Here is a 26,493-nt window from a genome sequence, read left to right on the forward strand (position 1 = left end):
GGGCTGTGAGGCCCCGGCCCCCAACGTTGCTGTCCTCGTGCAGCCCGTTTTCGGGCGCCTTGCCGTGGGCCAAGGGGGGGGGGGGAATCGGGGCGGGTGGTTGCGCGGCCATCAGGTTCACCGGCGGAGACGGTGGTTCTGGCGCCGGGGCGGCACCGCAACACGATGAGTCAACGACATGCGGATAGCTATCTGCGCCGACACCAAACAAAGCGACCGCCGAAATTACGCCCGCCACTACCGCCAAGCGCGAAGACCGCCGCATCTTGGCAAGTGAGTGTCTTCCCATCGCCGGCGGACGATACCCACCACCCCTATGCGTTGACCAATCGCCCGCAGGTCAACCAGCATCAAGATCTTCGCGCACGCCTGACCGGAAAAGACCAGTTCACAGGGGTTAAATGGGAAACTATGAGGAGCTGTCAGCAAACTATGTCCCAGTTAGCTCGTGCCCTACGTCATGAACCATAGGCAAATGTGACGCAGGCCGGGATGGCCCTCCCGGCGAGCGATCGCGCCCACGTGGTCCACCATTCCCCGTCGTGTTCCTTACGGCCCGTCGCGCCAATGCCACACTGATCCCCGTGGTCCGCACAGGTGCTCGGGCACAAGCGCTGCAGAATCTCATGATCCGGGCCGGTTTCGTTGTCGCACCCAGCGCTCCACCCGCCCCTCGGGTCGAGGCCCTCGGCTCCGAAGCTCGCGAGCGGGCGGTGGAATTGTTCAACTCGCTCCGCGGACAGATGCCGATGCCGCGCTTGCGGCCCGGGGCGTGGGACCTCGCGTTCTCGGATGGGCTGGTGATCGAACTCGACGAGGAGCTGCACTTCAACCGGTACCGCGCTCACACGCTGCAACCGAACTGGGCGTCAACCCTTCCGTGGCGAGACACCTATCTCCAGCTCTGCGCAGACTTCGAGGATGAATGCCTCGCCGCCGGCAGGTGGGGTAAGCGGTGGACCACTCCATCCTGCGAGTCGATGTTCGGGCCGCCGAGCCCACCCGGTGTCTTGGACGGGCCCGGCTCACCTCGATGGAAACAACGCGCGCTCTACGATGCGGTGAAAGACATCGCGACGCTGCAGTCTCGAACGCCCCAACTCTGTCGGCTGTCGGTCTGGGACCGAATCGGTGAAACGACGATCGGTGACGCACTCGCCGGAGCATTCATCGATCTTGATCAATTCGCCGATTTCGCCGCACGACGGACGATCTAAGCGGCGTCGGCGTCGCCGCAGCACGCCACCCGGGGCTGATAGAACCCGCAGCCCGCCGCTGATCACCGCGTTAAGCTCCGGCGGTGGCCAACTACGTCACCGAGATCGGCCTGTTGATCATTGGGATCTTCCTGCTGTTCCGCGGACTGCCCGGAGTGCTGCAACTGATCGGTGCCCTTGGCTGGCAACAGGTCCCTGGCGTCATGCTCGGCTCCGGCGTCGCCGGCTACCAGACCCAGGCCGGCGCCGGGCGCATGGGCGCCAACGTGCAGCGCTCCGTCGTCGCCTACCAATACCAGCTCAACGGCCACACCTTCGTCGGCCAGCGCGCCGCATTCGGCACACCCCTCGGTTTCGGCATGGGCCTCGGCGGCATCGCTTCCGCACAAGCCTCTCGATATGCCCCGGGCCAACCCGTCGACGTCTGGGTCGATCCCAAGAACCCGATGAACTCAGTGCTACGTCGCAGCACCCCTTCGTCTTTGGTGATGACGGCGCTCGGCGTCGCCGTCCTCATCGCCGCTGCAATCTCCCTGCTGGGCTGACCGTGCGCACCGACGACCTCAGCCGCCGACGGGTTCTTCAACTGGCCGGTCTCGCAGCCGCAACCTCGATCGCTCCGCAGGCGTTCGCGAGGGCGGCTCCACCAACGCCGTCCGTCCTGTGCCGCAACGCGTGGGGTGCCAAACCACCCCGCCCCAGCGGCACGCCACACACGCCCGTCCGCATGACGATCCACCACACGGCGGTGCCCCTCGGCGACAACGCCAACGCGCCGGCGCGCCTGCGCCAGCATCAGCACTACCACCAAGACACCCAGGGCTGGATCGACATCGCCTATCACCTCAGCGTCGACCGCAACGGCAACATCTACGAACTGCGCAAGCCTGAACTCGTCGGCGACACCGCGACCGACTACGACCCCACCGGCCACTTCCTCGTCGTCTGCGAGGGCGACTTCGACAAAGAGCCGATCACCGAAGCACAGCTCAACGGCGCCGCACTCGCCCTTGCCTGGGCAGCCCAGCGATTCGACATCCCGACCGACACCCTCGCCGGCCATCGCGACGCCAGCCATGACACCTCATGTCCGGGCGCCAACCTCTATGCCCATGTCACGTCGGGCGACCTCGAGGACCGCATCGATCGTCTTCTGGCCCTCGGGCCTGTCGAGCTCCGCACCATCTGTGGGCCCGAGGCGGCCCAGGCTGTCACCGAGATCGAAGCGGGTCTTCGCTAGCAACAACGGCGGCGCGTGCTGCCGTGCGTTACGGCTGTGACGTATGAGGTCCGAAACTTCGGCACCTGAGCGAAAAACCCCTCCAGCAAACAATTGATAGGGAAACCCCTGATTCCTCGACGCTGGCATCTCCGTACCGTCGACACCAGACGAACCCCGAAAGGGACTGCTCGTCGGACAATCCAAGATCAAGAACCAACGAACCACCAGATGACGCGCACTCGCAATGCGGCGGCACCACTAGTCGCAGCAACATTCGGCAAAGTCGCGCAAGCTCAGGCGATGGTGATCGCCGCCAACACCTTCCTCTGCTGACCGCGTCGGCCGTAGCGACCCGCCGGACCGAAGGACATGACCATGGTTTATCCCCACCCGTACTACGACCACCAACCGGCCGTCCCGTGGCCAGATGGCTACGACGAACCAGATAGCAAGCGCAGCAGGAAGAATCCGGTCGTTGTCGCCTCCCTGTCCGGCGGCATCGCCGTTCTCGTGTTAGCGGTCGGTGTACTGCTGGGTCTTCAGCTCCGCGGATCCGATGGGGCTGACTCCGAGCTCCCGTCGCCGACAGTCGCCGCGCCCGCTCCGAGCGCACCGGCACCCACCGTTCCGCAAGAGCCGGCCGGACGCCGGACTTCACAGGACACCGCTCGCTTGGACCGGTCGACATACGCCACGGTGACTCAGCGCGAGTTCGCCCTCATGGCCAAGGATCCCGACGCGTGGGCCGGTCAGAAGATCGTCGTCTACGGCGTGATCACGCAGTTCGACTCCGCAACGGGCGCAACGTCGTTCCGCGCGGACACCGGGCCAGCGCCCGGGACGAACGCATACGACTACGACCAGAACACGTTCGTCACCGCTCATGACGCGGACATGGTCGCCAACTTCGTCCAGAAGGACAGGGTGACACTGTACGTCGAGGTACAGGGAGCGATGACCTACGAGACCCAGATCGGCGGGTCGACGACCGTGCCGTCGCTGATGGCCAACATCATCGAAAGCACCAGCCGCCCCACAGCCCGCCCCGCACCCATCCCGGCGCCACTGCCCGACGCCGAGACCTCAAGCGGAAACCAACTTCGCTCGATCGTCGCGAGCGATAAGCCAATGGTGCTGGCGACCATGACCGATACCTGGGTGCCGCAATTGAGTTCCAAGCGGCTCGGTTTGGTCGCCGAAGGACACACGTGGACAAACGCGGCGATCCTGGCCGAACACCAGCGGCTCCGCCAGACCTACCCCGGTGCTCGGCTGCTGTGGTCAGGTGACTGGTCGACGTTCTCGGATTCCAATTTCTGGGTGACGATCGCCGGGCCCACATACCCGACCGCCGAGGGCGCCTTGGCATGGTGCAGAAGCAACCAATTCGACCGCGACCACTGCTTCGCGAAATTGGTCAGCACCACTCACGCGGTCGAGGGCAGCACCGACTACAACTAATGGGCCGCCATCGCAGCTGCCTCGATAGCGTCGCCCGAGGGTAAGATCCCGCTGTGGTGCTGTGTCATCGAGGCGGCTCAGCTCGAGCGGTCGTCGTTCTAGCGGCCACTGCGCTGCTCGTGCAGTGCACCTCCTCGCCACCGTCGGCCGAGTCCACCCCGCCATCGCCCACCACCACGACGCAGACCGCCACTGCCGCGGCCCCTTCCCCGCCAACGACCACGCCGCCGCCACCTCCGAAGGTTCTGCCGGTCACCGCGGCCGACCTCGGTGAAAGCTGGCATCCCGGTTGTCCTCTCGGCCCGGAGCGACTGCGGCGCATCGAAATCGACCATCTCGGAATGGACCTGCAGACGCATCGCGGAGAGTTGGTCGTGCACGAAGACCTCGTACCCGAGGTCATCGAGATCTTCGAAGAGCTCCGTGAAGCGCGCTATCCGATCGGAAAGATGCGCACGCCCGACGATTACCCGGGCGCCGAGGACGAACTGTCCATGCGCGACAACAACACCTCAGCGTTCAACTGCCGCGACATCCCCGGGTCCGGCAACTGGTCCCACCACGCCTACGGCCGGGCCATCGACATCAATCCGCTCATCAACCCCTACATCGACAATGCGGGTGACCTCCAGCCCGCCAACGCTGCACCGTATCTCGATCGCACCCGCATCGACCCGGGCCTACTGCACGCTGGCGATCCCGCGGTCCGGGTCTTCACCGACCGCGGCTGGACGTGGGGCGGCGATTGGCAGAACCCGAAGGACTACCAGCACTTCGAGAAGCCCGAATAAGTTCCGCCCGAAAAGAATTCAAGTTCCTCATTCGCAATACAACCCGTACCGGACAGTTACCCGGCTCCGGCCGATGTTGCGTAGCGTCTTGCGCTATTGCCCACGCCGATGGAGAACGTATGCCGTTTCCCTGGGAACTGAATTCCGAACGTCCCTACCGTCACGAGATCTATCCCGACCCACGAAGCTCACCACCTGACGATCCAGAGCACCTCATCGAGGACGCCGACTCTGCGAAAAGGATTTTCGGGAACAGGCGGCAGTAGTAACGACCCTGCGAATGTCTTCCCACTCTCACTTTACGACAGGGGGTGGGGCTTGCGGCAAGGCCCCTGACGTGCTGCACAATCGTCCGGCCATCGCCGCAACGGATGAAGGAGCAGTGTGTCGAACCCGCCAAAGCCATTCGAAGTCCACGAGTCTGGCGCTTACCTCCACGGCACCAAGGCGGACCTCGCCGTGGGCGATCTGCTGGTGCCGGGGCGTCCGTCGAACTTCGAAGACGGGCGCATCTCCAACCACGTCTACATAACGCAGACCTTGGATGCCGCCACCTGGGGCGCTGAGATGGCGCAAGGCGAGGGACGGGGTCGCATCTACATCGTCGAACCTCTTGGCGTTGTGGAGGACGACCCGAACGTCACGGACAAGAAGCTGCCCGGCAATCCGACGCGCTCCTACCGAACCCGCGAGCCGGTGAGAATCGTCGGCGAGATCACCGATTGGGTCGGGCATCCACCCGAGCAGCTTCAGGCGATGCTCGACGGCTTGGAGGACCTCCGGCGCCGGGGCCTGGCCGTCATCTACGACTGAGCCAGAGAACTATTTCTTGAAGGCGTCCTTGATCTTCTCGCCGGCATCCTTGAAGTTGGATTTCGCTTGATCGCTGCGGCCCTCGTCGCGGGTGCGCGCGTCGCCGGTCATGTTGCCGACCGCTTCCTTCGCCTTACCGGCGAGGTTGTCCACCTTGTTCCGTGCTTTATCCGCTGCGCTCACGCTTCCTCCTCGAAGTCGACTGCCGTTCGATTACCTCAGCAGCCGCAAATGGAAACCTCACATGCGCGAGTAGCGGGCCAGCGCGAAGCTGTAAAGCCCGTAGGCCGCGAAACCGGTTGCCGCAGCGATCAAGATCGCGTCACCGTAGTGTGCGCGTCCGAGTGCCTTGACCGCACCGTCGAGGCCAGTCGATTTGGCCGGATCGCTCACGTAGGTCGCCACCACGACCGACAGGCCGGCCGCGAACAGCACCAGACCCTCGGCGACATGGCCGCAGATGCCCAGCACCGTGACCAGCCGACCACCCGGGACGGTGAGGTCTTTGAGGAACTTGCGCGTCGCACCCTTGTGGACGAAGTAGGCGCCGATCACGGCGATCGCGAGTCCAGCGAGCACCAGAACCGCCTTGCCGCCGTCGGACTGCATCAACCTCGCGCTCAACCCGGCGGTCTGCTCGCTGCCCTTCGTCCGCGCACCCAGCGCGAATTGGATCGCGGTGAAGGCCACCGCGCAGTACACCAGCGCCAGCCCAAAGGCCCTGAGCCGGTTCGTCAGTGGCGAATCGCGTTTGTGCGCCTCGGTGCTTTCACCGGGATGCAGCCCCAACACCGTTTCGGCGAACCGCCACATCGCCAGCGCGATCAGCCCGGCGGCGACGATCCACAGCGAGAAGGTTCCGCCGCCCTCGGTGGCCAGCGTCCTCAGGGCACCGGATTGGTCGGCTTCACCGCCGAGACCGAGCGCGATCCGCAGGATCGTGTAGGCCACCAGCAGGTGCAGTGTTCCGCTGACCGGATATCCCGCACGGGCGCAGAACTGGACCACGCGGCTTCCGGTGGCATCGTTGACCGCGCCCTTGAAGCTCACGTTGTCACCGGACCACCTGACATCCGGCTCTATTACCCCAGCCATTTTCCGGCGAAACGGCCGATGACCGCCCCCGGCGCCGCCCCGCCGGGGTAACCTCCCCACGCCAGAGGGAGGTGTCACATGCGGTTGCGGTCCAGTGGTGTACCGGTGCTGGCGGTCGCAGCACTCGTCTCGGGTTGTGGCCTGGTCGGGGAGACGCCGTCTGAAGAGCCCGCCCGATCCGGCCGGATCGTCATCGACGGCAACGGTGTGGACACCCGGACCGTCGAGTGCACCCAGCTTCAGTGGTCGATGCAGATCGACGCAAAGGCGAAGACCGGCAGCGCGCAGGTGTACCTGGAGCTCGGCGGCGAACAGCCGGTCGTGCGGACCGTCAACATCGAGAACGTCAACGAGATCAACGGGGTTTCCGGGGGCGAGGCGGGCAAAGCCGAGGCCACCATCAACGGCAACGTCTACACCATCACCGGCACCGTCGTCGGCGCCGACGGGCGCAATCCCGGCCAATCCCGCACGATGCCCTTCGAGATCAAAGCGCCCTGCTGAGTCGCCGACGGTAAATCCCCGCGGAACGACGGACTGCTCCTACGTTGGGGGTTATGTCCCTCATCGACCTGGCGCTGCTGCCACTGCGGATCGGACGCCGTGCGGCAGACACTGTGCTCAAAGCCGTCACCCCCGAATCGCGTGGCCCGCAATCGGAACTCGTCGTCATCGGCGGCATGCCCGAAGGCGTGCCCGACGCGGCATTGCGCCCCGAACCCGAGCTGCCCGCGCCTCAGAGCTGGCCGTTCGGCGAAGACTTCCCCCGCACCTGCGGAACGGGTCGCTACGCCGACGGCGCGTTCTTCTGGACCGATTTTCTCTACGACGACCACGGCGCCACCGGCCTGCTCGTCGACATCCCGACCGGCGGCCTGGTCCCCCCGCGCGGCACCTACGTCTACCCCGACGGGCCCGCCGCCCGCAACGGCGCCGACATCTTCCGCGCCGCGATCGGCCTCACCGACACCCACACATGGTGGCGCGTCGACTGGAACACCCTGATCGACCCGTCAATCCCGGTCGCGCTGTTCACTTTTGACACCGGGGCCGCTCCGGCGGCGACATCAGACACCGACCGCACCGCGGCGCCCACCAGCGAATGGCCCGCCGGGGCCGGCGTCACTTCCGCTGGCATCGACACGGCCCTGCTCATCTCCGCCACTGGCGCGCGGCTGATCGACCTCGCCACGCAGTCGTCGACGCCCGTCGAGCACGAGGTCGACATGCAGTCCCGGTCCTTCCTCGCCAAAGTCCCCCGCTCGCTTGCCGAACCGGAGGGCACCTGGACGGTCCGGCTGGCCGCCGGGCTGGCCAACGACGCGGGCGACGGCTTCGCCGACGTGCCTGTCGGTCGCGGCGCGCGGCCCGGCCAGCCGAACGTCTACAACGTCGCCTTCCGCACCCACCAGCAGGAGAAGGCACATCTGAACTTCTGGTCGGACCAGGCCCAAGCCGAAGCGCTCAGCGACGGCGACGTCACCGAGTTCTCGGTTCTGCTCGTCTGGGACCAGCTCGCCGAGCGCGCCACCACCGAGGAGCCGATCGTGCGCGGCACCTCCACCCGCTGGTACGTCTCCTCGATCGAGCTGGGCCAGGGGGTCGCCAAGACGAACATTCTGAGCACCGATCCACAGTTCCTCGGCCGCGTGCAGCCCTACTCGGTGTGCCTGCCCTCGACGTACACGCCCGGCCGGCAGCTGCCGTTGACGCTGCTGCTGCACTCACTTGCGTTGGGGCAGAACCAGTTCGCCGCGATCGACCCGCGGCTGCTGCACCAGGTCTGCGAGGACCGTGAATCGGTGGTGGTGACGCCGCTGGCCCGCGGTCCGTCGTGCTGGTACTTCGACGAAGGCGAACTCGACGTGTGGGAGGTGTGGGCCCGGGTGGCCGAACAGCTCGGCACCGACCCCAACCGCACCGTCGTCTCCGGCTACTCCATGGGCGGCTACGCGGCCTACAAACTGGGGCTGACGTATCCGGAGGTGTTCGCCCAGGCCGTCGTGCTGGCCGGGCCTCCCGTCTGCGGTGTGCGCTTGCTGCCCGACGTCGACCTCCCCGGCGACCTCGACTTCGACTCGCACTGCGCCCGCGAAGGCGATACCTGGGAACTGCTGCCCAACGGGCGATGGCTGCCGTTCGTCATCGCCCACGGCGTACTCGACCAGTTCGTGCCGATCACGTCGGTGCTGTCCCAGGTGCTCGAACTCGACCGGCTGGGCTACCGCTACCGGTTCACCGTCTACCCCTTCGAGGACCACGTGACGTGGGTGCTCGAGGACGAATTCGACGACCCGATCGCGCACATGGGCACCGGACTCCGCCAGCCCGACCCCGGGCACATCACCTACTCGTGGTACCCGGAGCTGGTGCGGCCCGATCTCGGCCTCGGGCCGCAGCAGGTTTGGTGGTTGTCGAACCTGACCGCCGATCCCGACCTGGCCGGTAGGCGCGGCGCCGTCGCGACCGTCGACGCGCGGTCGTATGCGCGCCCCGACCCGACGCGCACGATCCGCCGTCGCCGCGGCGTCGAACCCGACCTCGACCTGTCCCCGGGCCTGTACACCGAACTGCTCTGGCGCACAGGCCCGGGCGTCGAGCCCATGCCGTTCCTGACGCTGAAGCTGACCGGCGTCGCGGGCATCACCGTCGACGTCGCCCGGGCCGGGCTCGCGTCGCTGAACACGTCGAGCATCGATATCTCCACCGACACCGAGACGCGTATCGAACTCGCCGCGCTGCCGCCCGATGTGGCGGTTCTGCTCGACGGCGAACCGGCCGGTGCGGACGTGCTGGTACCCGTCGGGCGGCACACCATCGCCCTGACCGCTGCGACCGTGCCCTCGAAAGAGGTGATGGCGGCGTTGCTGCGCCGGTAACATCCCGCGCGTGCCGGACGCTCCTCGTGTCGACGCCGAGCAGCGTCAGGTGTCGGGGCTCGCCGCTGTCATGACAGTGCTCGCCATGGGCCTCGGCTATGCGATCGCGATCGGCGACCCGACCACCTTCTCGGCCAACCTGCAACTGGTCTCGGCCGGCGTGGGCATCACCGGATCCACCGCGACGTTCGTCGCCAGCCTGGCCACCCTGACCCTGGCCGCCGCCGTCCTCAGCGCTGGTGCGCTAGGTGACCTGTACGGCATGCGGCGGATGTATCTGTTCGGGCTGGCCGGGGCGATCGCGTTCAGCGTGCTCGCCGCCGCGGCGCCCGCACCGGCGGTGTTGATCGTCGCCCGTGCGGGTGCCGGTGTGACGCTGGCGTTTCTGATCGGTCTGTCGCTTGCGATCACCAACGCGGCGTTTCCGCCGGGCCGGCGGGCCGCGGCGATCGCGGCGTACTTCGGTGTCGGCTACGCCGTCGCGACCCCGATGCCGGCGATCAGCGGCATGCTCGGCCACGCGATCGGTTGGCGGGCCTGCTTTTTCGTGGCGCCGGTCATCGGTGTCCTCGGCTTGCTCGTCACGTGGCGGTTCGTGCCCGAGACGGTGCGCGCGGACCGTCGGCTCGACGTGCTCGGGATGGCGTTGTTCGCCGTCGCGCTGCTGGGGCTGATCTTCGGTGTCTCGCGCATCGAGACCGGGATCAACACCGTGGGACTGGTCGCGATCGGCGTCGGCCTGGTGGCCGGGTGCGCATTCGTCATGCAGGAGTTGCGTGTTGAGGATCCGGCGCTCGACATGCGGGTGTTCCGGTCGGGCCGGTTCAACGCCGCCGTGACCGCCGGCGTGCTGTTCAACATCGTGCTCGGTGGGTCGATGGTGTTGCTGTCGTTCTATCTCGTCACGGTCCGCAAGGAGTCGCACGAGCTGTTCGGCCTGCTGCTGATCCCCGCCACCGCGCTGGCCGCCGTCGCCGCCACCTCCGCCGGACCCGCCGCGAACCGGTTCAGCCCGCGCACCGTGATGATCACCGGGCTCCTGGTCATGCTCGGCGGGCTGTTGTCGATGAGGCTCTTCGACCTCGACACGACGCGCACGACGGTGTTCGTCACCACCGCGCTGATCGTCGTCGGCGGCGCGCTCGTCACGACGCCGCAAGCCACGATCATGATGAGCAGTGCGCCAACCGATCTCGGCGGCGCGGTTTCCGCCGTCAAGAGCGCGGTCAACGAAGGCGGGTACTCGCTCGGGCCTGCGCTTTTCGCGCTCGTCGGCATCAACCTGTTCCTCACCGACAGCGCGCACGACCTGTCCCGCTCCGGCATCACGCGCGCCGAGACCCGCGAGGCGCTGCTGACCGTGCACGGCGGTCACGGGGCGCAGATGGTCAACCCCGAGCAGGCCCGGCTGGTGGTGGAGCAGGCGCCGCACAACGCCGTCGACGCCATCCACACACTGAGCGTGATCATGGCCGTCGGCCCGGTCGCAGCGATCATCCTGGCGCTCTGGTTGATCAAGCCCGCGAACCGCTCAGCAAGCGGCCAGTAGTTCGTCCAGCGCGGTGTCGAAGCGGTCGGCAAGGTCCCACAGATCGTTGACCAGCTTGCGGCACGCGATGATCCCGACGTTCAGCTTGCCGGTCAACGACATCACCGTGATGTTCAGCCCGGAGCCGTGGAAGATCGGGCCGAGCGGGTAGAGCGCCTTCATCTCGGCGCCCATCGCGTACAGCTTGTCCTGCGGCCCGGCCACATTCGAGATGACCACGTTGTGGATCGGTGTGTGCTTCAGCGGCGTGTGGGACAGCACCTCCATCGCCATGCCGAACAAGGCGGGCGGCAACGCCTGCGTCACGTCGGCCAGCAGGGTCGGTGCGATGTCGGCGCTGTGAGCCTTTGCGCGCGAACTGGATTCGGCGACGGTGCGCAGCCGTTCGCCGGGGTCGTCGATATGGGTCTGCAGGTTGTTGAAGAAGCCCGAGAGCTTGTTGCGGCCGGGCCGATCGGACTTGTCGTGCACCGACGCCGGGACCACCGCGATCAGCGGATCGTCCGGCAGCTCGCCTCGCTTGAGCAGGTACTCACGCAACGCTCCGGCGCACAGCGCCATCACCACGTCGTTGAGTTTGACGTCGAAGGCGTTCTTGACCCGCTTGACGTCGTCGAGGTCGAGCTGCGCCAGCGCGATGGTGCGGTCGGAGGTGATCTCGGCGTTGAACACCGTCGCCGGAGCCGAGAACGGGGCGGCCATGGCGGTGCCGGAGCGGGCGCGGGTGATCGTGCTGAAGACGGTCGACAACGTGGCGGGCACCGCTCTGGTCAGTTGCCACGGACGGGTGAAAGCACGCACCAAACCGTCGGCCACGATCTCGAACGGCCGGGCGCCGCCGACGCCCTCGACGGGCTCAGGTGGGGGGCCGTCGGGTTCGAGATCGCACAGCTTGCTGATCAGGTTGGCCGCCGACACCCCGTCCACTGCCGCGTGATGAACCTTGATCATCAACGCGACGTCTCCGGCGTCGAACGGATCGGTTTCGTGGATGCCCTCGATCACCCACATCTCCCACAACGGCTTGCTGCGGTCGAGGGGTGCCGCGGCGATGCGCGAACAGACATTGACCAGTTCGTTGCGCCCGCCGGGCGCGGGCAGCGCGATGCGGTGCAGGTGGTACTCGAGGTCCAACTCGTCGTCGTCCACCCACACCGGATGATCGAGGTTCAGCTGACTGTTGGCGAGTTTTGCCCGCAGCTCCGGCAGAGCCTCCAAGCGCGTGGCCAGATGCTCGCGGACTCGGTCGAAGTCGTAACCACCGGGGATCGTCGACGTATCAAGGCAGGCGATTGAACACACATTCAGTGGGACACTGGATGATTCGCTGTAGAGCATCGTTGCGTCGAATGCACTCAGCCGTTCCATTGACGCGGCGTACCCGCATTGACAGGTGCGTCAAACCATGAGCGAAGTTACTGCCGATTCAGCCCTGCTTGGTGGCCTGCGGGGCGTGGCGGGCAACGGTCGCGTCCATCGCCTCGCGCAGCGCAGGCATCTCATCGATCAACCGGGCGAGGTCGTCGCGGTTGATGTGGAGCACGTCTGCTCGCCCCGTCGTCGTCACGGTCGCGTTGCGCAGTGCACCGCGGCGCAGCACCGATTCGCCGATCACCTCGCCGGGGCCGACGACGGCGATGCGGTCGTGGCCGACGTAGACGCCGACCTCGCCGCTGAGCAGGATGTAGCAGGCGTCCGACGGGGTCTGCTCCTGGATCAGCGGCCACGGCCCCGACGTCGACGTGCGATGCGCCGCTTCGACCAGGCGTCTGAGGTCGCTGTCGGAGAACTTGGAGAAGGTCTCGAACTCGCGGAGCCGGCGGGCGTCCTGCTCGATCTCCTGTCGGCGGGCCTGTTCGCTCTCGCGCGAGTACCTGCGGTTGTCCATGAGCTCCCCCGATCTGCGGTGTCTCCTGGCAGAACGGTAGTCCTCCTGCTGCGATTTGTGCACAGAAACGAGCGCTGAGCGCTCCTAGATGTGCACAAGTCGCCGGTCAGCGGTTCGCCGAGCCGTACTCCAGCGCCGGTTCGGCCGAGTCGACCTTGCCGTTGCTCGAAATCGTCAGCAGACCGGGCTGCACGTCGTAGCGTGCGCCGTCGGCCGGATTCGTGGCGACGAACCCGTTGCCCACCGGCCGCGCGTTGTTGAGCTGCACGTTGGCCCCGTCGCGCAGGCGCTCCCCGCGGTACTGATAGGTGCCCTGGCCCGTCTCACAGATCACCGCCAGCGACTGCGCCGTCCGGATCGCCGCGACCGGCGTGCTTCCCGCGTCGCAGCGCGTGGTGTGCCCGATAAAGCCCTGCGAGTCCGTACCCGACACCCCGGCGATCGGCGGTCCGCTGGTCGTGGGCGTCGTCGTGGTGGTCGTCGTCGACGGCGCGGTGGTCGTCGGCGGGGTCGACGTCTCGGTCGTCGTCGACGGCGGCACGGCCAGCGGCGTCTGCGGCGCGGACCCACCGTTGTCGCCAAACGCCAGCACCATGGCCAGCACCACCGCGGCGGTGAACAGCACTACCGTCGTCACCACCAGCCCGACCTGCGCCGGACCGAACCGCTTCCGGTTCGTGGGCGGCGGCGGCTGCGGGGCGTACATCGGTTGATATCGGGTGCTCGCCGGGTTCGGGTCGACGGCCGAGAACTGGCGCGTCGACGGAGCCGGCGGCGGTGGCGGGGCTACCGGCATCGCGACCGGTGGCTGCTCGGCCGCAGCGGCGGCCGCCTTGGCCAACTCGCCGGCCGTCGTGTAGCGATCCATGGGCTTTTTCGCCATGCCCCGCTCGATGACCTCGTCGAACGCCCGGCTGATGCCGCGTCGCATGATGCTCGGGCGCGGCGGCGGCGAGAACAGGTGCGCGCCCATGATCTCGCGCAGGTCGCCGGAGTCGTACGGCGCGCGGCCGGTCAGGCATTCGTAGAGCAGGCAGGTCAGCGAGTAGATGTCGGAGGCCGGGCCGCCGCGTTCGCCACTGATGCGTTCCGGCGCCATGTAGGCGCACGACCCGATGACCAGGCCGGTCTTGGTGACGTTCGCTTCGCCGCCGCCGTGCGCGATGCCGAAGTCGACGATGTAGGCGAAATCGTCGTGGGTCAGCAGCACATTCTCTGGCTTGATGTCGCGGTGTACCAGCCCATTCGAATGCGCGGCGTCCAGCGCGGCCGCGACCTGGGTGATGATCGACACCGCGCGCGTCGCGGGCAACGGGCCGGCGGTTCGAATCAACTCCTTGAGGCTGGCTCCTTCGACGAGGCGCATGTCGATGTAGAGCACACCGTCGATGTCGCCGAAGTCGTGCACGGGGATGACGTGCGGTTCCTGCAGGCGCGCGGCGACGCGCGACTCACGCCGAAAGCGTTCCTGAAAGTTGGGATCGGCCGCCATATCCGGACGGAGCAGCTTGATGGCCACGGTCCGTTCCTTTGCGGTGTCCCACGCGCGGTACACCTCGCCCATGCCGCCGACGCCGATCAGAGACTTCAGCTCATACGGCCCGAATCGCGTGCCCAGACGGGAACCGCCCTTCGGAGGGCTCACATGCCATCCTTTCTCTTTCCGACACCAGCGCAGCAACCAGTGGTGTTCCCGCAACGCCGTCTTACGTAACCCGCTCCCCGCAGCGGGTGGCCCGGCGACTCCGATATCGCAGCAGCACAGGCGATTTCCTCAGTGCGCCAGGCTACCGATTATTTCGTCGCGGTGAATGCGACGGTCACGGCGTCGGCGACCTTCATTGAGCCCATCAGCATCGAGTACGGCTTGAGGTCGAAGTCAGAGTGCCGCACGGTGGTTTCGCATGACATACGCCACACACCGTCGGCTTCCTGTACGGCCACGTCGACGACCTGGTCGCGTGTCTTGCCGTTGATCTGCAGCGTTCCGGTGAGACGGTATCGGTCGCCGGTCTTCTCGATGTCGCTGGTTTCGAACTCGATGCGCGGAAAGCGCTTCGCATTCAGCACTTTCAGCGCGTTGGACCGCGCGAGTGCCTTCTCCGGTCCGGTCAGCGGCGTCACACCACCCTCCCCGCTGAGCACCTCGAGCGAGTCGACCTCGACCTTGAGCGTCACCCTGGATGGTTCGCCGTCGGACCATGCGACCGCGGCATGCAAGGAGTTCATGGCGATGGTCAGGCGGTGACCCATCTTTGCCGCCCGGCCCTCGACGCCGGTGCGGATCCTCAGCTCGCCGTCCGACTGGTCCAGGTTCCAGGTTTGCGCGGTCATAGTGTCCATTGTCGCGGTGGCGCCGTTTCGCCAGCGCGGGCACGGGTACCTGCCGACAATGGAGTCAGCCCACTTCACCGATATCACCGTGTCCGTCGATCGCACCGAACACTCCGTGCACGTCGACAACCGCGTCACCCTGCTCGACCTGCTCCGCGAACACCTCGGCGTCACCGCGCCCAAGAAGGGTTGCGACCACGGCCAGTGCGGGTCGTGCACCGTTCTGCTCGACGGTCGCCGTGCCACCACCTGCCTCGCCTTCGCCGTCGCTCACGACGGCGCCGAGATCGTCACCGCCTCAGGCCTCGGTGACGGCGACGCTCTGCATCCCGTCGCCCAGGCGTTCCTCGACCACGACGGCTTCCAGTGCGGGTACTGCACCCCAGGCCAGATCTGCTCGGCCGTCGGCATGCTCGACGAGGTCAAGTCCGGCGCGCCCAGCCACGTCACCGACGATCTCGAAAAGCCGCCCGAACTCTCCGACGATGAGATCCGCGAACGCATGAGCGGCAACCTCTGCCGGTGCGCCGCCTATCCGAACATCGTCGCCGCCATCGGCGAGGCCGCGCGATGATCCCGTTCGACTACCACCGCGCCACCAGCGTCGCCGACGCGGTCACCGCGGTCGCCGAGCGTCCCGACGCCGTGTTCCTGGCCGGCGGCACCAACCTCGTCGACCACATGAAACTCGGCATCCTCGAACCGTCCCTCGTCGTCGACGTCGGCCACCTGCCGCTCACCGATATCGAGCAGCTGCCCGACGGCGCCCTGCGCGTCGGCGCCGACGTCCGCAACAGCGACCTCGCCGCCCACCCCGTGGTCCGCAGCCGCTACCCCGTCCTCGCGCGGGCGTTGCTGTCGGCGGCCTCCGGCCAGTTGCGCAACCTCGCGACCACCGCGGGAAACCTGTTGCAGCGCACCCGATGTGTGTACTTCCAGGACGTCACCACACCGTGCAACAAGCGCACGCCGGGCGAGGGATGCTCCGCGATCGGCGGCTACGTGCGCTATCACGCGGTCCTCGGCGCCTCCGAACACTGTGTGGCCGTGCACCCTTCGGACATGGCCGTCGCGATGGCCGCGCTCGACGCGCAGGTCGTGTTCGTAGACGCCGACGGCGAACGCCGCCTACCGCTGACGGAATTTCACCGCCTCCCCGGCGACCGCCCCGACCGCGACACCGAGTTGCCACCCGGCGCGCTGATCACCGCGGTCGAGATCCCTGCGCCGCAAAACGGAGCCCGGTCGACGTACCGCAAAGTGCGCGACCGCGCCTCCTACGCGTTCGCGTTGACGTCGGTGGCCGCAGAACTCGTCGTCGACGACGGCAGCGTCACGAGCGCCCGCATCGCACTCGGCGGCGTCGCCCACAAACCGTGGCGTGCGCGCCGCGCCGAAGAGGTCCTCACAGGTGCGCCGGCCACCGAAGACACGTTCCGACGGGCCGCAGACGCCGAACTCGGGGATGCGCAACCGTTGCCGGGCAACGAGTTCAAGGTCGCACTCACCCGCCGCACCATCATCGCCACCCTGACCGAAGTGAGCGAGCAACGATGACCACCCTCGAACCCCGCGCCATCGGTACACGTGTCACCCGTCTCGACGGGCCCGCCAAGGTCACCGGGACCGCGGACTATGCCTACGAGTACGCGGTCGAGAACGCCACCTACCTCCATCCGGTCCAGGCCACCATCGCCCACGGCCGCATCACGACCATGGACACTTCCGCCGCCGAAGCGGTCGACGGAGTTCTCGCCGTGCTCAGCGTGTTTGACAAGTCTCAGTTGGCTGACACCTCCAACGGTGACCTCACGATCTTGCAGGGCCCGCAGGTGAACTACCGTGGCCAGTTGATCGGCGCCGTGCTGGCCGAGAGCGCCGAGACCGCCCGTCATGCAGCGGGTCTGGTGCAGGTGGAGTACGACTCTTCTCGGCACGACGTCGAACTCCGCGCCGACGATCCGAAGCTGTATGCGCCCGAGCAAGTCAACGCGGGCTATCCGACCGACACCGCCGAGGGCGACGCCGAGGCCGCGCTGCGCGACGCGCCGGTCGTCGTCGATCAGACCTACTCGACACCGCACGAGCACAACAATCCGATGGAGCCGCACGCGTGTATCGCTCTGTGGGACAACGACACGCTGACGCTGTGGGATTCGACGCAGGGCGTCCACGTGGTGCGCAAGGAGATGGCGACGACGTTCGGCCTCGACCCCGAACAGGTGCGCGTCATCGCGAAGAACGTGGGCGGCGGGTTCGGCTCCAAGGGTGCGCCGCACTCGCACAATGTGCTGGCGGTGATGGCGGCGCAACGGGTTCCGGGACGGCCGGTGAAGTTCGCGGTCACCCGGCAGCAGATGTTCGACTTCGTCGGATATCGCCCGCCGACCATTCATCACCTGCGCCTCGGTGCCGAGCGTGACGGGACGTTGACGTCGGCGAGCCACGACGTGATCACCCAGACCGCTACGGTCAAGGAGTTCGCCGAGCAGGCCGCGGTCCCCACGCGCATGATGTACGCGGGTACGAATCGCAAGACGTCACACCGGCTGGCGGCGCTCGACGTGCCCGTCCCGTTTTGGATGCGCGCGCCCGGCGAGTGTCCCGGCATGTTCGCTCTCGAGGTCGCGATGGACGAACTGGGCGTCGCGTGCGGCCTCGACCCGATCGAGCTGCGCATCCGCAACGAACCCGACGTCGATCCTGAGACCGGTAACCCATGGTCGGACCGTCGCCTGGTCGAGTGCCTGCAGACCGGTGCGGAGCGGTTCGGTTGGGCATCACGTGACCCGGAGCCTGGAACCCGTTGCGAGGGTGAGTGGTTGGTCGGCATGGGTGTGGCGTCCGCGGTGTATCCCGCGATGATCCAGCCGGGCAACAGCGCCCGCGTCGAATGTGTCGCCCCGGGCCGCTACACGGTCGCGATCGGTGCCGTCGACATCGGCACCGGCACGTGGACGGCGTTGAGCCAGATCGCCGCCGATGCGCTGGGCTGCGAGCTCTCGGCGATCGACCTGCAGATCGGCGACACCGATCTGCCCGCCGCATCGGTGGAGGGCGGTTCGTCGGGCATCAGCTCGTGGGGTCGCGCCATCGTCGCTGCGGCACAACAGTTCCGGCACGACCACGGCGACCACCCGGAGGTCGGCGTCACCACCACCGCGGAAGCGCCGGAGAACGAGGAGGCGCCGAACTTCGGAATGTATTCGTTCGGTGCGCATTTCGTAGAGGCGCGGGTCAGCCGATACACGGGCGAGATCCGAGTGTCGCGGATGCTGGGTGTGTTCTCGATCGGCCGGGCGATCAACCCGGCGACACTGCGCTCGCAGTTGATCGGCGGCATGACGATGGGACTGTCGATGGCGCTGCATGAGGAGAGCGTGCGCGATCCCCGCTTCGGTCACATCGTCACCCGGGATCTGGCGACGTACCACATCAGCTCGCACGCCGACGTCCCCGCGATCGAGGCGATGTGGCTCGACGACGTCGACAAGCACGCCAATCCGATGGGCTCGCGCGGCGCGGGTGAGATCGGCATCGTCGGCTCTGCCGCGGCGGTGGTCAACGCCGTCTATCACGCCACGGGCATCCGGGTGCGGGATCTGCCCGTGATGTGCGACGCGCTGCTGGGCTAAGGCCGTAACACGAGGCTGCCGACGGTTTGTCGGTCGACGAGTGCGCGGTGCGCTTCGATGACGTCATCGAGGCGGTACTCGGTGACTTTCGGGCGGAGTCGGCCGTCGGCGGTGAATGCGAGGAGGTGTTCGAGGGCCTGGCTGACCGCGTCCTGGCGACTTTGCCAGCCCATCAGGGAGTAGCCGGTCACCGTGAGGTTCTGTGTCATCAAGGCCATCCCCGAGTACATCGGCGGGGTTCCACTTGCGGCTCCGAACGTGACGATCCGGCCGAACGGCGCGATGCAGTTCAGGGTGTCTTGCGAGGTTTGACCGCCGACGGAGTCGAGCACGAGGTCGACCCCACCCCCGTCGGTCAACTCGAGCACAGTCTTGGCCCATCCGGCTTCGGAGTAGTCCACGGCGAAGTCGGCGCCGTACGACCGAATGTGGTCGAGTTTCTGCGGAGTTCCCGCCGTGCCGATGACGACGCCAGCGCCGAGCAGTCGGGCAAGTTGGATCGCGAGGGTTCCGACACCTCCCGCGGCGGCGTGCACCAGCACGGTATCGCCGGGCGTGATTCTCCCGGCGTCGCGCAATGTCTGGTAGGCGGTCGCTCCGTGGACCCAGAGGATGGCCGCATCATGGCTGTTCACCGAATCAGGCAGCGGCACAACCGAACCAGTTTGCGCGATGGCGAACTCGGCGTAGCCATGCTCAACCATCGCCGCCACCCGTGACCCGACGGCAGGTCCACCCGAGACGGAGCTGCGAACCGTCCCCGCGACCTCCTGCCCCATTCCCGCAGGCAAGTCGAAGGTGCCGAACGCACCCTGGCGCTTCATCACGTCGCCGTAGGTGATGCCGGCTGCCTCCACCTCGATCAGCACCTCATTCGGTCCGGGCACCGGCACCGCGCTGTCACCGACATGCAGCACTTCTGGTCCACCGAACTCGGCCATCCAGACGGCTTTCATCGTCACTCCTAAACAGGTTGGGCGAGAACGCGGTCGACGCTCTCGATCACCGACGTCGGGTCGCGCTGATCACTGCGGTAAGCGATGTAACCGTCAGGCCGGATGAGCACGTAGCCACCGCCGGGCAGATCGTAGGTGGCAGCGACCGCGAGGTCGTCGACTCGTACTGCGCGTATCCGATCGGGTAATTCGGAAGCGGGCGGCGTGGCGTCACCGACAGTCAGCAGGGTGTGCCGCGTCGGGTCCAGCAGGTCGAAAAGCCGGGTGGTAGTGCCATCCTGCGGGGCGAGCGCCACGTCGGGTGCACGGTCGCCGATGGCGGCCCGGCCCTGCGGCGCGCTACCCGAGTCATCGTGATAGGACACATCGATCTGTGAGATCGCGCGCAACAGAGTGCGCTGGACCGGTCGACGCGCCAGGATGTGCGGAGCGATGGTGCGGCGCATCTTCGTGCTCACCGGGTTGCGCAGCAGGGTCATCCGAGTGATGCGTCGGGTTCCTTTGACGAGTCGTCTGGCGACCGGTGAGCGCTCGGCGGCGTAAGTGTCGAGCAGCGCTCGGTCCGCCTCACCCCGCGCGACTGCGGCGAGTTTCCACCCGAGGTTGAAGGCGTCCTGGATGCCGGTGTTCATGCCCTGTGCGCCGACCACCGAGTGGATATGGGCGGCGTCGCCGATGAGGAAAGCTCGCCCGGCCGAGTGTGATTCGACTCTGCGCTGGTTGATCCGGAAGCGGCCGGCCTGCCCGATTTCGGCGATCTTGGCGCCCGGCGGCGCGCAGATGTCGACGGCGCGTTGCAATTCGGCCTGTGTCACGTCCCCGGCGGGCGCGGGTTGCTCATACTGTGCGACCGCTATGCGATGCCAGCCGTGCAGCATCGGAAAGTAGGCGACGAACCTGCCCCGGTTGAGGAAGGCGAAGAACTCGTCGCCGGGAAGGTCCCAGTTCATTCGGAGGTCGGCGACCGCGAAGTTCTCCTCGAACGACGAGCCGAGAAAGCGCAACCCGAGCTGTCGGCGGACGCTGCTGTGCGCCCCGTCCGCGCCGACGATCCAGCCCGCCCGCACCGTTTCGCTGCTGCCATCGGACCGCCGCGCTTCGACGCTCACGTGGTCGGCGTGCTGAGTGAGCGCCACCATCTCGACCTGATGCTCGACGTGGGTGCCAAGCGCGGCGAGGTTCGCGGTGAGGACCTCTTGCACTTCGTTCTGCGGGATCATCAGCAGGAATGGATAGGGCGATGCCAGACCGGCGAAGTCGGCTCGCAGGATCTGGCGGTTCTCGCTGAAAACGTTGAAGACTCGCGCTTTGAGCCCGCGCGCGAGCAGCTGTTCGGTGATCCCCTGCCGGTCGAAGAGTTCGAGGCTGCGAGCCTGCACGCCCAGTGCGCGCGTCTCGGTGTTGGGTCCGGCGGCGGCGTCGATGATGCGGGTGCGGATACCGCGGCGGACCAGTTCATTGGCGATCGTCAAACCGGTGGGCCCCGCGCCGACGATCAGCACATCGGTATGGTCGGCGTTCATGATTCCTCCTCTGCGGGGATCTTGGCAGCCAGGAGTCGCTCGAACACCTCGACGAGCTTGCGTCTGTGCGCGGCCTGATCCAGATCGGTCAGCGGGGCGTACGCCTCATGCAGTCCCTGCAGGGCGCCGAGCAGGACGACGGCGGTGAAATGCGGATCACTAACGCTGAATTCGCCCTGCTGCACGCCTTCTTCGATCAGCGCTGTCACGGCGGGCAGCACGTCGGTGGCGACCTGCGCGGTCACGCGGTGGTGCATATCGGTAAACGCCCGCGAGTACAGATCAGCGATCAAACCCGAGGTGGCGGCATCAGTCAGTTCCCGGTAGCTGAAGTGAAAGTCCATCAGGCGCGCAGTCGGGGACCTCGAGTGGTTTGTCAGCGCCGCTATCCACGTGTCTGCGATCTGCTGCGAGGCCGCAAGCACGCAGACTTCGAACACCTCGTCCTTGGATCGAAAGTGGTGGTAGAAGCAGCCTTTCGCGACGCCGAGCTCGCCGATGATCGCAGCGACGGTGGTCTTTTCGTACCCGTTCTCCGTAAACAACTTGAGCGCGGCGCTGACGATCTCACTCTTCCGAACTTCAGGTTGCTTTATCTCCCGCACCTGCCTTACGCTACAGACCGACGGTCGGTCTGTCTAGGAGGTGCCATGCGAAATGTTCTCCAGGCCCAGCATCGGGTCGACCTGAGCGCCGGAGTCATCGAATACTCGGATACAGGCGGCAACGGCCCCGTCGTCGTGCTGTTGCACGGGGTGAACATGGATAACTCCGTGTGGGACAACGTGGTTGCGCGGCTGGCGCCCGAGCATCGATGCATCTGTCCGATCCTGCCGCTGGGCAGCCACCGCCAGCCGATGAGGCGTGGGGAGCTGGTGACCCATGAGGGTGTCGCGGCGCTAGTCGGCGAGTTCATCGACCGGTTGGATCTCCGGGACGTCACCCTGGTGCTCAACGACTGGGGAGGTGCGCAGTTCCTGGTCGCCGAGGGCGCCGAGCGGATCGCCGCACTGGTTCTGGTTGCCTGCGAGGCTTTCGAAAACTATCCGCCAGGACTACCGGGCAAGGCCGTCGCCTCCTGCGCGAAAATCCCCGGCGCCCTGTGGCTGACGATGCAGCTACAGCGGTTCGACTGGTTCCGCCGCGCCCCTGGCGGCTGGGGCTGGATGGCCAAGCACCCGATACCCAAAGACGTGATGGACCAATGGTTCCGCCCAGCGTTGGTCGACAGCGGAGTACGACGCGACCTACGTACCTTCGCTGGCTCGACGCCCAGCCGGGCGCGCCTGGCCGAGCTGACTGAACAGCTTCGGACCTTCGACAGGCCGGTACTCGTGGCGTGGGCACCCGAAGACAAGGTGATGCCCGCTGAGCACGGCCGACGTCTGGAATCACTGTTCCCGCATGGTTGCCTGGTCGAGATCCGTGACAGCTACACGCTGATACCGCTGGATCAGCCCGCCCGCCTTGCCGACGAGCTGCGGGAGTTCGTCGCCGCGAGCGTGCTCAGATCGGGGGGTACGGCAGGCTGAACTCGTCGGCCAGCAGGCTCTGGACGATGATCATCGCCGCCTTCGATCCCGCGGCGATCGCACCTGCCACGTAGGGCTGTTCGCTGCACAGGTCGCCCGCGGCGAACACTCCGCTGGTCTCGGTGCGATGGATCGGGTCGATGCTGATGGTGTCTGCAGCCAGCGGGCCCGGTGTGCATGCGGCGCCCAGCTGGTCGGCGAGCGGTGAGCGTTGCTTGAGGGGCGCCTCGACGAGCAGGCCGTCGCGCGCGAGCCGGTCACCGTCGGCGAATGCGATCGCGCTCAGTTGTCCGTCCTCGCTGAGCAATTCGACGACACGACGGTCCTCGATGGTCACGTTGGCGGCCTTCAGCACCCGCTTGTCCTCGGGTGACAGGTCGGTGCGCCCATCGGTCAGCAGCACGACGTCGTCGCTCCAGCCCCGAAGCATCAGCGCCGAGTGCATCGCCTCCTCCCCGGCGGCCATGGTGGCCAGCCGCTTGTCGCGCATCTCCCAGCCGTGGCAGAACGGACACTGGAAGACCGAGGTGCCCCACAGCTCGGCGAGCCCGGGCAGGTCCGGCGGGTTGTACTGCATGCCGGTCGCCAGCAGGACCCGCTTCGTGAGAATCGGATCGCCGTCGTCGGGTTCGAGGATGAAGCCATTGTCCACCGGGCGGCCGCTGATGATCTGGCCGTGCCGGTACTCGACGCTGGGGTAGGCCGACAGCTCGCGGCGGCCTTGCGCGTACAACTCGGCGGGTGGACGCTGGTCGTGACCGAGAAGACCACCAATCACGCTCGAGACGCGGTTGCTCTGTTCGTCGGCGTCGATGACGACCGTGCGTCGTCTCGCGCGCCCCAACACGAGGGCGGCGCTCAACCCCGCGGCCCCTCCCCCGACGACAGCACATTCCCAATCCATCACCACATCGTTCCCGAGGTGGCCGTCGCGAAACCTCCGCGCCGATGTGCCGAGGTCAGCGAGGTGCTCGAGGGCGGAGTTATCCAGCAAACTCGTTCATAGGGAAACCCCTGATTCCCCAGGTCCCGATTTTTCGTAGCGTTTGTGCTGCGGTCAGTGGTCGTGGGGGTTGAGCGCCGTCGGGGGACGGTTCACCACCGCGGGGGCCGATCGATGCCCACATGTTGAAGACCGTGGACAACCTGAGGGGAGGCACTGTGTGCCGGACAGAAATACCAATACTGGCCTCGCGGCGCTGGGCCGGGCGCATTAAGAACTCTGCTGCGAAGGGGTTTTCGTGATGAGCGCGGGCTGGTTCCCTGATCCCAGCGGCCAGCCGGGGCAGCGCTATTACGACGGCCAGCGGTGGACGCAACACTTTGTGCCGACACCACCGCCCAGCGTCGCGGCACCGACAGCGGTGGCTGTGGCGGTGTCGTCGGGCGGAGGAACGAACCACGCGCTGCACCTCGTACTGACGTTTCTCTCCTGCGGGCTCTGGCTGCCGTTTTGGATTCTGTTCGCCATCTTCGGCGGATCGTCTGGATCAGCGATCGCGGTGGGCGGTGGTCCCGGTGGTGTGAACGTCAATACGCGGTCCCGGACGCCGCTGATCGTTGCGGGCGTGGTTCTCGGACTCGTCGTGCTCGGCATCCTTGCCGAGAACCCATGGTTGCTTGTCATCTTGGTCCCCATGGTCGGTGTCGGCGGATTCCTGTTCTGGCGGCACAAGTCTGCCGAGGCTCGAGAAGCCCAAGAGCTACGCGAGCAGTATCGCCGTGACGTTCTGGCGGCTCGCGCCGACTACGAGAGCAGGCTCTATGCCGAGGGCGATCCGGCTGGGATCTACGGGCAGTATCCGCCACCGCCTGTGACGCGGTTCAACGGTGAGCGGCCTACGGTCGTGAGTCAGAGGGGTATCAACGGATAGGGCTGCTCGTCGCGGTCGGGTGCGAGCGCAACGGTCGCTAGCCCGACGAGGAACGCGGTCAGGTGGCCGACTTCGGTGAACGTGGGCCGGGCGGCGGCGTTACCGGCCAGCGCCAGCGCGGCGGCGGCCTGGGCACCGGAGCGCCACGGCTTGCGGGTGTAGCCCGACAGGGCGCCGGCCACCCCGAGGACGAAGTAGCTCACGCCGACGTCGCGGGCGTTCTCCGCTCGCTGCGGCGCTCGGCCCTTCCGGATGAGGAACCGCAGGTAGCTCTGGCCGACGTAGGTAGCGACGACGTGCGCGCCGATCCCGACGAGAAGCCAACGCCACCAACCCAACCGGCGCTCCGCGGGGGCGACGACGCCGACGAACACCGGGACGTAGGGCCACCACCTCTGGTCGTCGAGCCAGAACAGGCTGGTGGTGAGGACGCGATGGGGTTCGCTGCGCAGCTGGCGCAGATTCGTGGAATTCCTCCGCTGGATCCGTCGCGACCCCCGATGTCCGGCCGAGCGCTGCACGCGGGTCGTGATGAGCAAGACGAGCAGCCACGCGAAGCTGAACGGGGCGCCGGCGACGGCGCGGTGAAGCCGCACCCGCTGAGATTAGCGCGATTAGCCCGGCAGCCTTGCGGGTAGGTGAGCGTCGTTAGGAGCCGGTGATGACGACTGCAGACTCGGAAATCGACCTCGACGCATTGTCGACTGACGACCATGGATACACCGTCAACGACGAGGACGAAGACGACCCGGTACTGCTCGATCGCGACGGTAAGCCGATCGAGACGTGGCGCGAGCGGTATCCGTACGACGAGCGGATGAGTCGCGACGAATACGAGCGGATAAAGCGGCAGCTGCAGATCGAACTGTTGAAGCTGCAGAAGTGGAGCAAACGCACCGGCGCGCGGCACGTCATCGTGTTCGAGGGCCGGGATGCGGCGGGTAAGGGCGGCTCGATCCAGCGGTTCATGGAGCACCTCAACCCGCGCGGCGCCCGGGTTGTGGCGTTGGAGAAGCCGACGGAAGAAGAGAAGTCGCAGTGGTACTTCCAGCGATACGTCAGGCATCTGCCGACCGCCGGGGAGATGGTGCTGTTCGACCGCTCCTGGTACAACCGCGCCGGTGTGGAGAGGGTGATGGGCTTCTGTACGCCGAAACAGCATGCCGAGTTCATGCGGCAGGCACCGGCGTTCGAGGAGATGCTGGTGAACTCGGGGCTGCACCTCACCAAGTTCTGGTTCTCGGTCTCGCCAGCCGAACAGCGGACGCGGTTCGCGATCCGGCTGGTCGATCCGCTGCGGCAGTGGAAGTTCTCGTCGATGGACATGGAAGCGGTCAACCGGTGGGAGCAGTACACCAGGGCCAAAGAGGAGATGTTCGTCGCGACCGACACCGACTACGCACCGTGGATCGTCGTGAAGAGCAATGACAAGAAACGCGGACGGATCAACGCGATGCGATACCTGTTGTCGCGCTTCGACTACGACGATAAGGACGACGAGGTGGTCGGCGAGCCGGACCCGTTGATCGTCGGTCGGGCGCTGGAGGACTGAGGGTCAATCAGGCTCGACGCAGCGGTTTTCGCTGTTCACGTGTCATCTCAGCACGGTGAGCGGCGGACGGCGAATTTTTGTCGGTGGTGGGTGTGATGATGCGGTTATGACGTTGACCGCCGCGCCTTGTGGGGCTGAGGAGCTCTCGCCCGATGAGCGCCTGGGGGCGCAG

26 protein-coding genes are annotated in these 26,493 nt (G+C 66.7%); 15 read left to right on the top strand and 11 right to left on the bottom strand.

Annotated features, from left to right (window positions below):
* Positions 1-584 precede the first annotated feature (584 nt).
* From A5790_RS20955 to arr, 6 genes are all read left to right on the top strand, one after another.
* Complete coding sequence (locus A5790_RS20955) at positions 585-1,217, top strand: hypothetical protein (protein ID WP_231987859.1); 633 nt, start codon at positions 585-587, stop codon at positions 1,215-1,217.
* Between the two features lie 83 nt (positions 1,218-1,300).
* Complete coding sequence (locus A5790_RS20960) at positions 1,301-1,762, top strand: DUF3592 domain-containing protein (RefSeq protein WP_066848778.1); 462 nt, start codon at positions 1,301-1,303, stop codon at positions 1,760-1,762.
* A 182-nt stretch (positions 1,763-1,944) separates the two neighbouring features.
* The gene (locus A5790_RS20965; protein WP_082961840.1) at positions 1,945-2,457 is read left to right on the top strand and encodes a peptidoglycan recognition family protein; all 513 of its coding nucleotides are present in this window, start codon (positions 1,945-1,947) and stop codon (positions 2,455-2,457) included.
* 357 nt (positions 2,458-2,814) lie between these two features.
* A complete protein-coding gene (locus A5790_RS20970) occupies positions 2,815-3,900 on the top strand; it encodes a hypothetical protein (RefSeq protein ID WP_156656479.1) in 1,086 nt (361 codons plus the stop codon).
* A gap of 119 nt (positions 3,901-4,019) precedes the next feature.
* A complete protein-coding gene (locus tag A5790_RS20975) occupies positions 4,020-4,691 on the top strand; it encodes a M15 family metallopeptidase (RefSeq protein WP_082961838.1) in 672 nt (223 codons plus the stop codon).
* Positions 4,692-5,075: 384 nt separating this feature from the next.
* Positions 5,076-5,504, top strand: coding sequence for an NAD(+)--rifampin ADP-ribosyltransferase (gene arr / locus A5790_RS20980; RefSeq protein WP_066848782.1), 429 nt, complete (start codon positions 5,076-5,078; stop codon positions 5,502-5,504).
* A 9-nt stretch (positions 5,505-5,513) separates the two neighbouring features.
* Here the strand turns inward: arr and A5790_RS20985 are convergent, their stop codons facing one another.
* Entirely contained in the window at positions 5,514-5,687 is a 174-nt protein-coding gene (locus A5790_RS20985) for a CsbD family protein (RefSeq protein ID WP_064427164.1), read from the bottom strand.
* A gap of 57 nt (positions 5,688-5,744) precedes the next feature.
* A complete protein-coding gene (locus A5790_RS20990; protein WP_231987860.1) occupies positions 5,745-6,554 on the bottom strand; it encodes a DUF1206 domain-containing protein in 810 nt (269 codons plus the stop codon).
* Between the two features lie 123 nt (positions 6,555-6,677).
* Here A5790_RS20990 and A5790_RS20995 point away from each other — a divergent pair, with 123 nt between their 5' ends.
* Genes A5790_RS20995 through A5790_RS21005 form a run of 3 tightly spaced genes read left to right on the top strand, consistent with a single transcriptional unit; the run spans position 6,678 to position 11,027 of the window.
* Positions 6,678-7,103, top strand: coding sequence for a lipoprotein LpqH (locus A5790_RS20995; protein ID WP_066848787.1), 426 nt, complete (start codon positions 6,678-6,680; stop codon positions 7,101-7,103).
* Between the two features lie 53 nt (positions 7,104-7,156).
* The gene (locus A5790_RS21000; protein ID WP_066848789.1) at positions 7,157-9,478 is read left to right on the top strand and encodes an alpha/beta hydrolase-fold protein; all 2,322 of its coding nucleotides are present in this window, start codon (positions 7,157-7,159) and stop codon (positions 9,476-9,478) included.
* Between the two features lie 10 nt (positions 9,479-9,488).
* Entirely contained in the window at positions 9,489-11,027 is a 1,539-nt protein-coding gene (locus A5790_RS21005; protein ID WP_231987861.1) for an MFS transporter, read from the top strand.
* Here A5790_RS21005 and A5790_RS21010 read toward each other — a convergent pair.
* From A5790_RS21010 to A5790_RS21025, 4 genes are all read right to left on the bottom strand, one after another.
* Positions 11,010-12,395, bottom strand: coding sequence for a wax ester/triacylglycerol synthase family O-acyltransferase (locus A5790_RS21010; protein WP_066848791.1), 1,386 nt, complete (start codon positions 12,393-12,395; stop codon positions 11,010-11,012). The two genes, A5790_RS21005 and A5790_RS21010, sit on opposite strands and share 18 nt — an antisense overlap.
* Positions 12,396-12,453: 58 nt before the next feature.
* Entirely contained in the window at positions 12,454-12,915 is a 462-nt protein-coding gene (locus A5790_RS21015) for a cyclic nucleotide-binding domain-containing protein (protein ID WP_066848793.1), read from the bottom strand.
* Between the two features lie 106 nt (positions 12,916-13,021).
* Positions 13,022-14,560, bottom strand: coding sequence for a serine/threonine-protein kinase (locus A5790_RS21020; protein ID WP_066848796.1), 1,539 nt, complete (start codon positions 14,558-14,560; stop codon positions 13,022-13,024).
* Positions 14,561-14,709: 149 nt separating this feature from the next.
* Positions 14,710-15,249, bottom strand: coding sequence for a YceI family protein (locus A5790_RS21025; RefSeq protein ID WP_066848799.1), 540 nt, complete (start codon positions 15,247-15,249; stop codon positions 14,710-14,712).
* Between the two features lie 58 nt (positions 15,250-15,307).
* Here A5790_RS21025 and A5790_RS21030 point away from each other — a divergent pair, with 58 nt between their 5' ends.
* Genes A5790_RS21030 through A5790_RS21040 form a run of 3 tightly spaced genes read left to right on the top strand, consistent with a single transcriptional unit; the run spans position 15,308 to position 18,884 of the window.
* On the top strand, positions 15,308-15,823 hold the full coding sequence (locus A5790_RS21030; RefSeq protein ID WP_066848827.1) for a 2Fe-2S iron-sulfur cluster-binding protein: 516 nt from the start codon (positions 15,308-15,310) through the stop codon (positions 15,821-15,823).
* A complete protein-coding gene (locus tag A5790_RS21035) occupies positions 15,820-16,806 on the top strand; it encodes a xanthine dehydrogenase family protein subunit M (protein ID WP_066848802.1) in 987 nt (328 codons plus the stop codon). Before A5790_RS21030 ends, A5790_RS21035 begins: the two co-directional genes overlap by 4 nt.
* Positions 16,803-18,884, top strand: coding sequence for a xanthine dehydrogenase family protein molybdopterin-binding subunit (locus A5790_RS21040; protein WP_066848804.1), 2,082 nt, complete (start codon positions 16,803-16,805; stop codon positions 18,882-18,884). Before A5790_RS21035 ends, A5790_RS21040 begins: the two co-directional genes overlap by 4 nt.
* On the opposite strand, the gene A5790_RS21045 is transcribed toward A5790_RS21040, so the two are convergent.
* Genes A5790_RS21045 through A5790_RS21055 form a run of 3 tightly spaced genes read right to left on the bottom strand, consistent with a single transcriptional unit; the run spans position 18,881 to position 21,968 of the window.
* The gene (locus A5790_RS21045) at positions 18,881-19,840 is read right to left on the bottom strand and encodes a zinc-binding dehydrogenase (protein ID WP_066848830.1); all 960 of its coding nucleotides are present in this window, start codon (positions 19,838-19,840) and stop codon (positions 18,881-18,883) included. The two genes, A5790_RS21040 and A5790_RS21045, sit on opposite strands and share 4 nt — an antisense overlap.
* 8 nt (positions 19,841-19,848) lie before the next feature.
* A complete protein-coding gene (locus A5790_RS21050) occupies positions 19,849-21,363 on the bottom strand; it encodes an FAD-dependent monooxygenase (protein WP_066848807.1) in 1,515 nt (504 codons plus the stop codon).
* On the bottom strand, positions 21,360-21,968 hold the full coding sequence (locus tag A5790_RS21055) for a TetR/AcrR family transcriptional regulator (protein WP_066848809.1): 609 nt from the start codon (positions 21,966-21,968) through the stop codon (positions 21,360-21,362). Before A5790_RS21055 ends, A5790_RS21050 begins: the two co-directional genes overlap by 4 nt.
* Positions 21,969-22,013: 45 nt before the next feature.
* On the opposite strand from A5790_RS21055, the gene A5790_RS21060 reads away from it, so the two are divergent.
* A complete protein-coding gene (locus tag A5790_RS21060) occupies positions 22,014-22,895 on the top strand; it encodes an alpha/beta fold hydrolase (RefSeq protein ID WP_066848810.1) in 882 nt (293 codons plus the stop codon).
* Here the strand turns inward: A5790_RS21060 and A5790_RS21065 are convergent.
* Positions 22,870-23,799: an NAD(P)/FAD-dependent oxidoreductase gene (locus A5790_RS21065; RefSeq protein ID WP_066848833.1), complete on the bottom strand. Its 930-nt coding sequence runs from the start codon at positions 23,797-23,799 to the stop codon at positions 22,870-22,872. The two genes, A5790_RS21060 and A5790_RS21065, sit on opposite strands and share 26 nt — an antisense overlap.
* Positions 23,800-24,139: 340 nt before the next feature.
* Between A5790_RS21065 and A5790_RS21070 the strand changes: the two genes are divergently transcribed.
* Positions 24,140-24,769 carry a DUF2510 domain-containing protein gene (locus tag A5790_RS21070; protein WP_066848812.1) on the top strand — a complete coding sequence of 210 codons (630 nt, stop codon included), beginning with the start codon at positions 24,140-24,142 and terminating at the stop codon, positions 24,767-24,769.
* Here A5790_RS21070 and A5790_RS21075 read toward each other — a convergent pair.
* Complete coding sequence (locus tag A5790_RS21075; RefSeq protein ID WP_066848814.1) at positions 24,748-25,365, bottom strand: rhomboid-like protein; 618 nt, start codon at positions 25,363-25,365, stop codon at positions 24,748-24,750. The genes A5790_RS21070 and A5790_RS21075 overlap by 22 nt on opposite strands.
* Before the next feature lie 65 nt (positions 25,366-25,430).
* Here A5790_RS21075 and ppk2 point away from each other — a divergent pair, with 65 nt between their 5' ends.
* Positions 25,431-26,321 carry a polyphosphate kinase 2 gene (gene ppk2 / locus A5790_RS21080; protein WP_064395844.1) on the top strand — a complete coding sequence of 297 codons (891 nt, stop codon included), beginning with the start codon at positions 25,431-25,433 and terminating at the stop codon, positions 26,319-26,321.
* The last annotated feature ends 172 nt before the right edge of the window (positions 26,322-26,493 follow it).

The organism is Mycobacterium sp. 852002-51152_SCH6134967 (assembly GCF_001667105.1).
GTDB lineage: Bacteria > Actinomycetota > Actinomycetes > Mycobacteriales > Mycobacteriaceae > Mycobacterium > Mycobacterium neumannii_A.

Coding starts and splice junctions, on each gene's coding strand:
- A5790_RS20965 (WP_082961840.1), top strand. CDS start 1,945: ATGACGATCCACCACACGGCGGTGCCCCTCGGCGACAACGCCAACGCG.
- A5790_RS21065 (WP_066848833.1), bottom strand. CDS start 23,799: ATGGATTGGGAATGTGCTGTCGTCGGGGGAGGGGCCGCGGGGTTGAGC.
- A5790_RS21000 (WP_066848789.1), top strand. CDS start 7,157: ATGTCCCTCATCGACCTGGCGCTGCTGCCACTGCGGATCGGACGCCGT.
- A5790_RS21030 (WP_066848827.1), top strand. CDS start 15,308: ATGGAGTCAGCCCACTTCACCGATATCACCGTGTCCGTCGATCGCACC.
- A5790_RS20970 (WP_156656479.1), top strand. CDS start 2,815: ATGGTTTATCCCCACCCGTACTACGACCACCAACCGGCCGTCCCGTGG.
- A5790_RS21015 (WP_066848793.1), bottom strand. CDS start 12,915: ATGGACAACCGCAGGTACTCGCGCGAGAGCGAACAGGCCCGCCGACAG.
- A5790_RS21050 (WP_066848807.1), bottom strand. CDS start 21,363: ATGAACGCCGACCATACCGATGTGCTGATCGTCGGCGCGGGGCCCACC.
- A5790_RS21070 (WP_066848812.1), top strand. CDS start 24,140: ATGAGCGCGGGCTGGTTCCCTGATCCCAGCGGCCAGCCGGGGCAGCGC.
- A5790_RS21010 (WP_066848791.1), bottom strand. CDS start 12,395: ATGGAACGGCTGAGTGCATTCGACGCAACGATGCTCTACAGCGAATCA.
- A5790_RS21045 (WP_066848830.1), bottom strand. CDS start 19,840: ATGAAAGCCGTCTGGATGGCCGAGTTCGGTGGACCAGAAGTGCTGCAT.
- A5790_RS21060 (WP_066848810.1), top strand. CDS start 22,014: ATGCGAAATGTTCTCCAGGCCCAGCATCGGGTCGACCTGAGCGCCGGA.
- A5790_RS21035 (WP_066848802.1), top strand. CDS start 15,820: ATGATCCCGTTCGACTACCACCGCGCCACCAGCGTCGCCGACGCGGTC.
- A5790_RS20995 (WP_066848787.1), top strand. CDS start 6,678: ATGCGGTTGCGGTCCAGTGGTGTACCGGTGCTGGCGGTCGCAGCACTC.
- A5790_RS21025 (WP_066848799.1), bottom strand. CDS start 15,249: ATGACCGCGCAAACCTGGAACCTGGACCAGTCGGACGGCGAGCTGAGG.
- A5790_RS21040 (WP_066848804.1), top strand. CDS start 16,803: ATGACCACCCTCGAACCCCGCGCCATCGGTACACGTGTCACCCGTCTC.
- ppk2 (WP_064395844.1), top strand. CDS start 25,431: ATGACGACTGCAGACTCGGAAATCGACCTCGACGCATTGTCGACTGAC.